Origin of the sequence: Lactiplantibacillus brownii, assembly GCF_031085375.1 — a bacterium.
GTDB lineage: Bacteria > Bacillota > Bacilli > Lactobacillales > Lactobacillaceae > Lactiplantibacillus > Lactiplantibacillus brownii.
Map to the genome: position 1 here is coordinate 1657471 of NZ_JAVCWF010000001.1, position 13117 is coordinate 1670587.

The 13117-nt window shown below is 44.6% G+C and carries 11 protein-coding genes; all 11 read right to left on the reverse strand.

The annotated features are described in order from the left end of the window. Positions 1 to 6 precede the first annotated feature (6 nt). The gene (locus tag RA086_RS07695; RefSeq protein WP_308703253.1) at positions 7 to 312 is read right to left on the reverse strand and encodes a L7Ae/L30e/S12e/Gadd45 family ribosomal protein; all 306 of its coding nucleotides are present in this window, start codon (positions 310 to 312) and stop codon (positions 7 to 9) included. Further along, the gene (rnpM, locus tag RA086_RS07700) at positions 302 to 601 is read right to left on the reverse strand and encodes an RNase P modulator RnpM (RefSeq protein WP_308703254.1); all 300 of its coding nucleotides are present in this window, start codon (positions 599 to 601) and stop codon (positions 302 to 304) included. Before rnpM ends, RA086_RS07695 begins: the two co-directional genes overlap by 11 nt. An 18-nt stretch (positions 602 to 619) precedes the next feature. Then, a complete protein-coding gene (gene nusA, locus RA086_RS07705; RefSeq protein WP_308703255.1) occupies positions 620 to 1852 on the reverse strand; it encodes a transcription termination factor NusA in 1233 nt (410 codons plus the stop codon). 15 nt (positions 1853 to 1867) lie between these two features. Next, complete coding sequence (gene rimP / locus RA086_RS07710; RefSeq protein WP_308703256.1) at positions 1868 to 2389, reverse strand: ribosome maturation factor RimP; 522 nt, start codon at positions 2387 to 2389, stop codon at positions 1868 to 1870. 91 nt (positions 2390 to 2480) lie between these two features. After that, complete coding sequence (locus RA086_RS07715; RefSeq protein WP_308703257.1) at positions 2481 to 6797, reverse strand: PolC-type DNA polymerase III; 4317 nt, start codon at positions 6795 to 6797, stop codon at positions 2481 to 2483. 140 nt (positions 6798 to 6937) lie between these two features. Beyond that, positions 6938 to 8647: a proline--tRNA ligase gene (locus tag RA086_RS07720; RefSeq protein WP_308703258.1), complete on the reverse strand. Its 1710-nt coding sequence runs from the start codon at positions 8645 to 8647 to the stop codon at positions 6938 to 6940. Positions 8648 to 8689: 42 nt separating this feature from the next. After that, positions 8690 to 9967: an RIP metalloprotease RseP gene (rseP, locus tag RA086_RS07725; RefSeq protein ID WP_308703259.1), complete on the reverse strand. Its 1278-nt coding sequence runs from the start codon at positions 9965 to 9967 to the stop codon at positions 8690 to 8692. A gap of 39 nt (positions 9968 to 10006) precedes the next feature. Then, positions 10007 to 10792: a phosphatidate cytidylyltransferase gene (locus tag RA086_RS07730; RefSeq protein ID WP_308703260.1), complete on the reverse strand. Its 786-nt coding sequence runs from the start codon at positions 10790 to 10792 to the stop codon at positions 10007 to 10009. A gap of 15 nt (positions 10793 to 10807) precedes the next feature. Further along, positions 10808 to 11587 (reverse strand): isoprenyl transferase, encoded by a 780-nt coding sequence (locus RA086_RS07735; protein WP_308703261.1) that lies wholly within the window; start codon positions 11585 to 11587, stop codon positions 10808 to 10810. Positions 11588 to 11706: 119 nt separating this feature from the next. Next, positions 11707 to 12270, reverse strand: coding sequence for a ribosome recycling factor (frr, locus tag RA086_RS07740; protein WP_308703262.1), 564 nt, complete (start codon positions 12268 to 12270; stop codon positions 11707 to 11709). 1 nt (position 12271) lies between these two features. Next, a complete protein-coding gene (gene pyrH / locus RA086_RS07745) occupies positions 12272 to 12994 on the reverse strand; it encodes a UMP kinase (protein ID WP_308703263.1) in 723 nt (240 codons plus the stop codon). Between the last annotated feature and the right edge of the window lie 123 nt (positions 12995 to 13117).

Sequence of the window (13117 nt, forward strand, 5' to 3'; positions counted from 1 at the left end):
CCCTCCTTAATTTGTCATGATCGCCACCATTTTCTTGGCAAAACCAGCATCGGTAATCGCAATTACAGTACGTGGGTTGCCATTTGCCGCAGTCAGTTCTGCGCGAGTCAAGATATCAATCACTGGGACATCATAAGATTGGGCCTTATCATGAAATTTTTTGGCTGTCGAGGGACCCGCATCACTGGCAATAAAAACCAGCTTTGCAGATTGATTACGGATTGCGTTCAGTGTTAAATTTTCACCGGCAATCTGTTGTTTGGCACGCCGTGAAAGGCCCAGTAAGTTTAAACAAGCTTGTTTAGGCGTCATCACCGAATAATTCCTTTCGGGCTTGTTGGTGATCAACGTAAGCCACTAATTCATCGTAGAATGCTGCATCCACTTTAACGCCAAAAGCCTTATCAAAAGTCTTCTGTTGTTTAGCTTTTTCAGCAACCGCGACATCTAGTGTAATATAAGCCCCACGACCCGGCTTTTTACCGGTCGGATCAACGGAAACTTCATCCTGCTTGTTTTTAACTACACGTACGAGTTCTTTCTTGGGATGCATTTCACCCGTTACAATATCTTTACGTAACGGCACTTTTCTTTTTTTCAACGCCCAGACCTCCTCTAGTTACTCATCATCACTTGCTGAGGCTTCGCTATCATTGGCTGATGCTTCACCATCGTCCGCAACTTCATCGTCGGTCGCAGAGGTTGGTTCGGCTGCCGCAGCGCTCGTCTCAGTTGGTGCATCCGAGCTATCCTCAGTTTCTGTCTCAGGGGCTGTTTCAGCCTCAGCGACATCCGCTGGGTTCTCATCCATTATATCAGAAGCTTCCGTTTCCGATTTAATATCGATCTTAAAGCCGGTTAATTTTGCAGCCAAACGGGCATTTTGACCACGTTTACCGATTGCTAATGATAATTGGTAATCAGGGACAACGACGGTACAGCCCCGTTCATTCTCAGGATCAAAAATGACGTCTAAGACTTCGGCTGGATTCAACGCATTGGCAATAAAGACCGCAGTATCGTCAGTCCATTCCACAATATCCATATTTTCGCCGTGTAACTCATTGACGATGGTCTGGACCCGTTGACCTTTAGGCCCAACACAAGTCCCGACTGGATCAACGTTAGGGTTGTTAGAACGAACCGCTACCTTAGCACGATCGCCAGCTTCACGCGCAATTGAAACAATTTCAACGATTCCATCAAAAATTTCTGGAACCTCTTGTTCAAATAAACGCTTCAACAAGTCTGGCGCGGTCCGTGAAACGAACACTTGTGGGCCCTTGGTCGCATTTTCAACCTTAGAGACATACACCTTGATCTTGTCATGAATCCGGTAAGTTTCACCAGGTAATTGATCAGAACGACCCATCACGGCTTCCACTTTGCCTAAACTCACATACACAAAACGATTATCTTGACGTTCAACTTCACCCGTCACGATTTCATTTTCGTATTGACTATATTCGTCAAAGATAATGCCACGTTCGGCTTCGCGCACCCGCTGCATAATGACTTGTTTAGCGGTTTGAGCCGCAATCCGACCGAAATCCTTTGGCGTGACTTCAAATCGAATCTCATCACCAATTTCATAAGCACGGTTAATGGCTAAAGCATCTTGAAGGCTAACTTCTAGACGCGAATCAAACACATCTTCGACAACTTCCTTAACGGCATAAACATGAATATTACCCTTAACTTGGTCAAAGTCAACTTCAACGTTTTGAGCTTGACCATAGTTACGTTTATAAGCAGAAACCAAAGCTGCTTCCAAGGCATCGATAACAACTTCTTTTTTGATGCCTTTTTCTGTTTCAAGGGTGTCTAACGCCCCTAATAATTCCTTACTCATGTGTAAGCTCCTTTACTAAAACTTAACTGCCAACCGCGCTTGTGAAATCTGCTGCCGGTCGATTGTAATGGTTTTGTGCCGCGTTTTATCTAAGTAATTAATCGTTAAAGTTTCGGGAGTGACCGCGGCTAAGTCGCCCTCAAAGACCTTTTTACCCTCAGTTTTTTGATACAAGCCAACGTGAATGTACTTGCCAATAGCTTGTTGATAATCAGCTTCCTTTTTAAGTGGTCGCTCAGCACCTGGCGAAGAAACCTCTAAAAAGTAAGCTTGTGGAATTGGATCAGGATCCATTCCATCTAATTTTTCACTCAATTCATCGCTAACCATGGCACATTCTTCAATGTTAATGCCCCCTGGCTTATCGATATAGAGTCGTAAGTACCAGCTCTGACCCTCACGCACAAATTCAACATCAACTAATTCAAACTGGTGGGCCGCCACAATGGCTTGTGCCAACGGCTGAATGGTCTCAACAACATTATTGCTCACGTTTGCGCCTCCTATCCAGATTAGTCCAATAAAAAGAGTGAGCATCGCTGCTCACTCGTTAACGAGTTTTAAATTACACTCATATATTATCATAATTATGCGTAATCCGCAACACTAAGCGACTTTCACGCGCTTTTTAAAATAAAGAAAGTTGGTTTTCGTCAGGTAATCCTTCCAAAACCCCATTCGTTGTCATAAAATCAATCAACGTTTTCGAAACTTTCCCACGTTTTGACAAGTCTTCCTTAGAAAGAAACGGCTTATCCGCACGCGCCGCCACGATCTGCTTGGCAACGTTCAAACCTAAACCAGGAATAGCTCGGAATGGTGCAATCAACGTTTTGCCATCGATCAACCAGTCCGCCGCATCCGATTTATCTAAGTCAACCATTGAAAAATTAAAGCCACGTTCCAACATTTCATTGGCCAGTTCCAAGACCGTCAACAAATTCTTTTCCTTAGTTGACGCATCCATCCCTTTATCAGTAATGGCTTTCATCGATGCTTTGACCGCTTCTTTACCATGGGCCATCGCAACCAAGTCAAAGTCATCCGCCCGCACCGAGAAGTACGCGGTGTAATAAATCATTGGGAAATAAACTTTGAAGTAAGCCACCCGCAGCGCCATTAAAATATAAGCCGCCGCATGGGCCCGCGGGAACATGTACTTAATTTTCAAACAAGACTCAATATACCAATCCGGCACATTCGAATCTTTCATGGCCTGTTGCCAATCATCCGGAATCCCACGGCCTTTACGGACATGTTCCATAATTTGGAATGACATATCCGATTCCATGCCGTAGTGAATCAAGTCGGTCATGATGTTATCCCGACAACCGATAACTTCAGCTAAGGTAACCGTACCATCCTTGATCAATTCTTCCGCATTACCCAGCCAAACGTCGGTTCCATGTGACAGCCCAGAAATTTGAAGGAGTTCGTTAAAGGTCGACGGATGGGTTTCTTCCAACATACCGCGCACAAAACGCGTCCCAAATTCGGGTATCCCTAGCGTCCCAGTCTTAGAAAAAATTTGATCTTCAGTCACACCTAAAACATCAGGGCTAGAAAAAATCTTCATGACGTTGGGATCAACTGGTGGAATACTTTCTGGCTTGATGCCGGATAAATCTTGCAACATCCGAATCATCGTTGGATCATCATGTCCCAAAATATCAATTTTCAAAATATTATCATGGATCGAATGGAAATCAAAATGGGTCGTTTGCCAAGCCGCGGTCTGGTCATCAGCGGGATATTGCACGGGCGTAAAGTCGTAAATATCCATGTAATCAGGTACAACGATAATCCCCGCCGGATGTTGCCCGGTAGAGCGCTTGACCCCCGTGATACCCTTGGCTAACCGATCGACTTCCGCCGTGCGTAACGTTTGATTTGTGTCCCGTTCATAGGCTTTGGCATAGCCATAACCCGTTTTATCCGCGACCGTCCCAATTGTCCCGGCCCGGTAAACGTTCTTCTCTCCGAACAAGACTTTCGTATAATTATGGGCAATCGGCTGATAGTCACCAGAGAAGTTCAAATCAATATCGGGCACTTTGTTACCATAGAAACCCAAGAAAGTTTCAAACGGAATGTTATGACCATCGCGCACCATATTTGTGCCACATTTTGGACAATCTTTCGGTGGCAGATCATAACCTGAACCATATTCATTGTTCGTATAAAAATGCGAATATTGACAATTTGGACAGCGGTAATGTGGTGGCATCGGATTAACTTCCGTGATCCCTGACAAGGTCGCCACTAAACTAGACCCGACGGACCCCCGTGACCCAACCAAATAACCATCCTTGTTACTCTTAAAAACTAAGCGTTGGGCAATCAAATAAATGACTGAGAACCCGTTCCCAATAATACTCTTTAACTCCTTATCCACGCGCTTTTGGACAATTTCCGGTAAGGGATCTCCATACCAAGCATGCGCCCGATCCATCGTCAATTGCTTGATTTCGGCTTCGGCACCTTTCATCCGTGGTGTGTAGAGTTTATCTTTGACTGGCCGCACCACTTCAAAACTAGCAGCAATCTGCTGTGGCGTCTCCACAACGATCTCGTGGGCCACGTCATCGCCTAAAAAACTAAAGGCTTGTAACATTTCATCAGTCGTTCGGAAATGGACATCCGGCCGCTCCGTACGGTTCAACGGATTCGCGCCACCTTGTGAGTGAATCAAGATTTTCCGATAGATCTTATCTTCAGGATTTAAGTAATGCACATCCCCAGTCGCGGCGACGGGAATATTTAACTCATGACCCAAATTGACCATATTTTTAATAATGTCTTCAAGATGATCGTTATCCGCGATCAACCCACTCTCAATCAAAGGCGCATAAGCAGCTTTCGGTTGGACTTCTAGAAAATCATAATAAGTCGCCTTCTCACGCGCCTCAGCTTGACCTTTTTGCATCATTGACGTGAAAACTTCACCACGTGAACAAGCCGAGCCAACCAGAATACCATCACGATATTTATTCAGAATACTGCGTGGAACTCGTGGAACTCGATAATAATAATCCACATTCGACATGGAAATAATCCGGAACAAGTTTTTCAAGCCGGCTTGGGTCTGGGCATACAAGGTCGCATGAAACGGCCGTGCCCGTCGATAAGCGGCATTCTCATTCATATGATCATTCAATTGGTCATGGAACTGAACCCCGTAGCGTTCTTCGGCATCTTTCAAGAAGAGATGATTTAAGTGCCCGGTCGATTCCGCATCATAGATTGCCCGGTGATGGTGTTCCAAACTAACATTGAACTTTTTAGCTAACGTATTCAATGTAAATCGTTTAAGTTCCGGGTACAACCAGTGGGCTAATGTCAACGTATCCACAATTGGATTTTCGATTGGTCCCATGTTATGACGAGCATATCCCGTATTCATGAATCCCATATCAAAAGTAACGTTATGACCAACAACAATGGCGTCGCCGTAAAATTCACGGAAAAGTTTAAAGACTTCTTCCTCGGATTTTGAGCCACGAACCATGTCATCAGTGATACTCGTCAAATTCGTCGTCGTTTCGGATAAATGGAACCCTGGGTCGATAAACTCTTCAAATTGATCGACAACGTTGCCTTTAACCATTTTGACGGCAGACAATTCGATGACCTTATCATAGATCGCCGATAAGCCGGTTGTTTCCGTATCAAAAATGACATAAGTCGCTTCTTTAAGATCGACATGCGCATCATTGAAGGCGATCGGTTCACCATCATCGACCATGTTGGCTTCAACGCCATAAAGGACTTTGATCTTATTTTTCTGTCCTGCCGCAAAAGCTTCTGGGAACGCCTGCGCGCCAGAATGATCTGTAATCGCAATCGCAGGTTGACCCCATTTGGCCGCTTGCGCCACGAAATCAGACACACTGTTCGTCGCATCCATCGTACTCATGTTGGAATGCAAGTGTAATTCGACCCGTTTACCATCCGCGGGCGCCTTGTCTTCACGCGATTGATGTGAGATTTCATTAATATCATAGGCATTGATCGTCAAATCACGCATGAAACTATCTTCTTGGACTGACCCCCGTGCTCGGACCCACATGCCTTGCTTAAGCGCCGCAAATTGGGCTTCATCGTCACTATTACGTGAGAACTTTTTGATGACCATCGAAGAACTATAATCAGTCACTTTCAGAATCAATAACTGTCGTTGTGAACGTAACGTCCGGACTTCCATGTCGAAAACGTACCCTTCGACAATCACTGAACGTTCTTCTTCCGTAATTTGAACCATTTGTTTAGCCGGTTCTTGCGGATTGATCTGTTTACCTAATTGAACAGGTCCATCAATCGGTGCGGGTGAATCTGCTTGTTGGGCGCGTTTCTCGTTAGCCTTTTTAATCGCAGCTTCGGCCTTTTGAGCTAACGCTTGATCAGACTTAGCTTTTTGGGCATGGAACGCTTTGATCTTTTCCTGGGATGCCGTCTCATCAATCAAGGTATGCACGGAAAATTTAGGAAAACCCAATTGTTGATAGGTTTCTTCAATAGGTCCGAGCGCTTGATTGGTCAAAAAGTTCTGAATCACTTCATTTTCAGCCAATAAAATGACCCGGCCATCCTCGTAAGACGGCACATTGCTGTTGCAAAGTGATTGGACTAGTGGCGACTTGATGCCACTATTTTGAACGATCCATTCCCAATAATCAGCCAAGGCCCGCGGATCAACCTCGGTGTCAGCCGTTGTAATCTGTAAATTGATCTTAGCAATTTCGTGAAAGGCTATCTGGAGTTTATTTTGAAACGACATAAACTGTGAAAATGGTAAAACGTGTTGAAAATGTAAATGGAACTCCCAAACTTTTGAGGCTTGATGAACGGTCAGCTTTTCGATGGTCGCAGCTTGAAAAGTTTCATCCATCGGCATCTCGATCTGTTCGAGCAATTTCTCAAACATTTCCTGCTGATTTAAGCTCACGCGTGCTCCTCCTTAATGTTTTAAAAAACTAACTAAAATCACCTAGTTTCTAGGTTGCCGAAACTAGGTGATTTTCTGCAGACACAATGAGTTAAGTGTACGCATTTTTTTATTAACTTGCAACGTTCAAGTCGCGTGATCTAATCGATGTTTTTTAGTAGCACCGCGAGATTATTGGCAACTTCCTCTTGTTTTACTTCAAGTGTTTCGCCAGTTTGACGGAGCTTGATTTCAACGATGCCTTCGCTGGCCTTTTTACCGATCGTAATTCGGGCTGGAATCCCAACCAAATCAGAATCTGCAAACTTGACCCCCGGACGTTCTTTACGATCGTCGTACAAGACATTGTAACCAGCAGCTTCTAAAGTCTTTTCAACTTGATCAGCTACGGCGACTTGATCCGCCTTCTTAGGATTAACTGGAATGACATGTACATCGAATGGCGCAATATCTTTTGGCCAAACAAGCCCATTTTCATCCGCGCGTTGTTCAGCAATCGCTGATAACAACCGTGAAACCCCAATTCCGTAGCAACCCATGATTACTGGGATGTTACGACCATTTTGATCCAAAACTTCAGCGTGCAGATCTTTCGAATAACGTGTCCCTAATTTGAAGATATGCCCAATTTCGATCCCTTTGGTGAATTTCAAGACGCCAGCGCCATCGGGTGATAATTCGCCTTCTTGTGCGAAACGAATATCAACATAATCGGCTGCATGAAAGTCACGTTCTGGATTAACATTGGTAAAATGATGGCCATCTTCGTTCGCACCGACCGTGACATTGACCATGTCTTTGACATAAACATCTGCCACGATCTTCACATCATCGTTAACGTTAACTGGGCCAAGTGATCCAAAGCTGGCACCTAAATATTGTTGGGCTTGTTCAGGAGTCGCCATTGCTAAGAAATCAGCGCCTAAATAGTTTTTCAACTTGATGTCGTTAACTTCATGATCACCACGTACTAATGCTAATACTGGTTCATCATCCGCAATAAACAAGATACTCTTCACTAATTGATCCGCGCCAACTTTCAAGAAGTCAGCTAATTCATCAATCGTGCCCACACCAGGGGTATCGATCTTTTCTAAATCCTTGAGTGAAGCATGTGATTTCTTTGGCACATACAAACTCCGCGCCATTTCAAGGTTAGCGGCATAATCACTCGCATCAGAATAAACGATCGTATCTTCACCAACAGGCGCAATGGCAGAATATTCACGTGAATCTTTCCCACCCATGGCACCACCATCACCGATGATCGAGCGGAATTTTAAGCCACAACGGTCAAAGATATTTTGATAAGCTTGCGCCATGTCTTGGAAAGTGTCATCTAAGGACCCTTCATCTGCATGGAATGAGTACGCATCCTTCATGATGAATTCACGGCCACGAAGTAAGCCATAACGTGGGCGATCTTCGTCACGATATTTTGCTTGGATTTGGTACAACGTCAATGGCAACTTTTTATAAGACTTCACTTCGTCACGAATAATTGACGTGAAGGTTTCTTCATGGGTCGGACCTAAGATGAACTCACGCTCATGCCGGTTCTTCAGCTTAAATAATTCTGGCCCGTAGGTTTCATAACGGCCCGTAGCTTTCCATAATTCAGCAGGAATCACTGCTGGAACCAACATTTCAGCGGCATCGATTTTTTCCATTTCATCGCGAATAATCGCTTCGACGTTTTTTAGCACACGATAGGCCAATGGCAAATACGCGTACATCCCAGCTGAAATCTGACGAATATAGCCTGCACGGAGCATCATTTGATGGCTCAAGGCTTCAGCGTCATTTGGGACTTCTTTCAAAGTTGGAATTAACAATTTCGATTGTTTCATCTAAAAATCTTCTCCTTATATGGTTCCAATTTAATCAAGTATTTAAAAGAAATAGCGTTGAATATCATTCCAAGTGACTAAGACCATTAATAACATTAATAAGCCAAAGCCAATCAGTGTGATCACACTCTCTGTTTCCACACGTAGTGGCTTGCCACGAATGCCTTCAACAATATTCAGTAAAATTTTTCCGCCGTCTAAAGCGGGAATCGGCAATAAGTTCACGATCCCAAGGTTAATCGACAACACTGCCAGTAAATAGATCACTTGACGAAGCCCCGATTTAGCCGCCTGAGAGGTCGTGGCAAAAATTGCGACCGGGCCGCCTAAATCATTTAGGCTAAACCCATGCGTCACCATGCGCCCTAAGACTTGGAAAATCTGTTTCGTAATATTCCATGAACCCGTAAAACCATAAGCTAGTTTAGCACCCAGACTCGTATCCGTCGAGGTTGCCCACCGGACACCAATTTGACCGATGCGATTACCAGAAATTGTTTTAGCGGCTGGCTTCACAGCAATCTGCCGCGTTTGACTACCCTGCTTGACCGTCAAATGAACCGTTTTATTGGGACTGTCTTGGATCAATAGTGAAATTGACTGGGCACTCGTATTCTTTTTACCATTGACCGCCACAATCTCATCGCCAGCTTTAAGGCCGGCTTGACGTGCCACTGAATTAGCCGTAGTGTCCTGAACCTTGGTCGTGACCGTCGTGACCCCACCTTGCATAAAGGCCAGAATTGCAAAGGTCACAATCGCTAGCAAGAAGTTATTCATGGGACCTGCAAAATTAGTCAACATCCGTTGCCAAAGCTTGGCAGACTGGAATTGGACATCCACCGGTGCAATTTGAACTTCAGTCCCATCACTTTCAACGATGGTCGCATCATGGTCCACACGGTAGTGCTTCAGTTCGCTCTCGTCGCCATTCTCATAGCCTTCGATCCAAAGTTCTTTCTCTAGATCCGTAGCGGTCACTGATAATGGAATGCCATTGAAGAGCGTCGTTTTCTTGCTGGCATTGATTGAATGGACGAGGCCATCCTCACCAATTTGCAAGCTCACCGGCGTCCCTGGCTTCAGCTCTTCGTCTTCATCATCTGCCACACCCGCCATCCGGACATACCCACCAATGGGTAGTAACCGTAATGTATACGTCGTGGCATGCCGCCGAAATGCAACGGCTTTAGGACCCATGCCGACTGAAAATTCCCGGACCAGTATCCCAGCGCGTTTTGCAAAGTAAAAGTGCCCGAATTCATGGACGATAACCAAAATACCAAAAACGATGATGAACGTAATTATCGTAACTATCAAATTAACGGTCCTTTCTTTCAGGTCTGAGGGTGACTAAGCTTAAAATAACCCGAATAGGTGCGCAATTGGAAAGACAAGTAGCATACTATCAAAGCGATCTAAAATTCCACCGTGTCCAGGTAAAATTTTGCCAGAATCTTTCACCCCATAGTACCGTTTCAAGGCTGATTCAACTAAATCACCAAATTGACCCACGACAGATAGCACAATCGTGATCAGCAACATACTTAACCAATTGTGATAACCCACTTGGAATCCAAGCGCGAAAGCTGTCGCAATAATGACGCCGATTAAGCTCCCGCCAATGCAGCCTTCCCACGTCTTATTAGGACTAATGGGGGTCACTTTATGGCGACCCAACTTACGACCAACCATGTAAGCGCCACTATCCGTTGCCCACACAATAAACATCAAGTAAAGCAGCATTTCGACATTCACGCCACGTGCAGCAGTGAAATAGTTGAAGCCCATCCCAATATAGAAAATACCTAAAGTTAAGACACCGGCATCATCAAACGAAAAACGATTTCGTGACCAGACCGTATGCAACAACATCAAGATGATTAAGAAGTAAACGACATAGCCCTTGTTAAGTTGGTCTGGCAAGCCGTTAAACCACTTGCTAGGCGCAATTTGAATCATGACCGCTAACATGCCGACAATTGCTTCAAATGAGATCAGTAACTTTTTCCGCATGACTAATAATTCGCTCATGGCAATCGCACCAAGTAGCATGGCGACAATGTCAAGCGTAATCCCGCCAATGAAAATGACGGGAATGAATAAAATCAGCGCAACGACCGCTGTGATGACCCGTTGTTTCATATCTAAAACTCCTTTTTATTTTTTTGCCGATAAGCCGCCAAAACGACGGTCACGACTCTGATAATCCGCAATGCACGCTTGGAGCGTTGCGGCAGTGAAATCTGGCCATTTAACCGCCGTGAATTCCAGTTCACTATAGGCAATTTGCCACAGCAAGAAGTTCGAGATCCGCTCTTCACCACTCGTACGAATCAACAGATCCGGATCATGGTATGGCGCTAGTGGCGCCGTCATCAACGCGTCGTCAACTGTCTTTTCATTGATATCGGCGACTGCGAGCTGACCGTCCGCAACCTGTTGCGCAATCTGCTGAATTCCCGTGACAATTTCTGCCCGTGAGCCGTAATTAAGCGCAAAGTTCAACACCATGCCATCACAAGCTTGAGTATCCGCAATCGCGTCACGGACCGACTTTTGTGTGCTGACAGGCAGCTTGTCCGTGTACCCCATCACTTGAACGCGCACATTGTTTTTGATCAAGTCTGGCACAAAGGTATCGAAAAAGTTAACTGGCAGTTGCATGAGATAGTTGACCTCATCGGTGGGCCGTTTCCAATTTTCCGTCGAAAAAGCGTATAAAGTCAGAACTTTCACACCAAGATCACTGGCCGCGATCGCGACTTTTTTGACCGTATTCATGCCTTCTTTATGACCAGCAATCCGTGGTAAATGCCGTGCTTTCGCCCAGCGACCATTGCCATCCATGATAATCGCAATATGTGCAGGGATTCGTTTCGGATCTAATTCTAAATCAGTTGTTTCCGCTGGATCTTTCTTATTTAAAAAAGCGAACAAGTTGCACCTCCAAAAATAGCTTAACCAAGCACTATTTTACCAAAAAAAACCACATTAAACTATTCGTCAACAAAAAAAGGCTTGAATTTCTTCAAGCCTTAATAAATTGTGGCACCTTACTAGCCTTCAAGAATTTCTTTTTCCTTGTCAGCAACGATACCGTCAACTGATTTACCAGCCGCATCCGTAATCTTCTGCGTTTGGTCTTCTAGATCATGTAATTGGTCATCAGTGAAGTTACCAGCCTTGTTGCCCTTCTTCAAATCATCCATCGCGTCACGACGAACATTTCGAACGGCAACTTTAGCGCGTTCACCTTCAGCCTTAACATCTTTAGCCAATTCTTTACGACGTTCTTCCGTTAATTGTGGAATCACTAAACGAATCGCAGTCCCATCATTAGCTGGACTAATCCCAAGATCAGAAGCCAAAATAGCTTTTTCAATTTCTTTTAAAGCACTCTTGTCAAATGGGGTCACCATCAAAACCCGTGGTTCAGGAATCGTGATTGATGCCATTTGGTTCAATGGGGTTTGCGTCCCATAATAATCTGCTGAAATCCGGTTTAACAATGAAGCGTTCGCCCGGCCAGCCCGAATATTCCCTAATTCACGTTGTAAGGCAATTTCTGCCTTCTTCATGTTTGCTTGTGCATCTTTTAAAATCGGTTCTGTAACTGCCATGTTATTTCCCCCTGACTGTTGTTCCGATGTGTTCACCGGCAACAACTTTGCGAATATTACCTGGTTTATTTAAGTTAAAGACCACTACCGGAATATCATTATCCATTGATAATGAACTAGCAGTTGTATCCATCACTTGTAGCCCTTTGTTGATAATATCAAGATGAGTCAATGTCTCATATTTAACCGCAGATGGGTCCTTGTTAGGATCAGCAGAATAAACCCCGTCGACACCGTTCTTTGCCATTAAAATAGCATCAGCGTTGATTTCTGCTGCACGTAAGGCTGCCGTCGTATCCGTTGAGAAATACGGGCTACCCGTCCCACCAGCAAAGATCACAATACGCCGTTTTTCCAAATGTCGCATGGCTTTACGTCGGATGTAGGGTTCAGCGATTTGACGCATTTCAATCGAAGTTTGAACCCGGGTCGGAACACCAATAGATTCCAAATTATCTTGAAGTGCCAAGGCATTCATGATGGTGGCGAGCATGCCAATATAATCGGCTTGTGCCCGTTCCATACCCATTTGAGCCCCTGCTTCACCACGCCACATATTACCGCCACCCACGACGATGGCAATTTGAACACCCATGGCGTAAACGTCCTTGAGTTCTTCTGCAACCGTTTTGATAACTGGTGGATTAATGCCAAAGCCTTTTTTACCGGCTAAGGCTTCTCCACTCAGCTTTAGGATCACGCGCTTATATTTTACTTCCGACATCGTTTCGTCCTCCTCGAGATTATCTGTAACCATTCTACCATATTATTAATAACCATTATAGCAAAGCCGCAATAAGCCAGCTAAATCATCATTTTTTCGCAAAAAAAGGGAATCACCACAAAA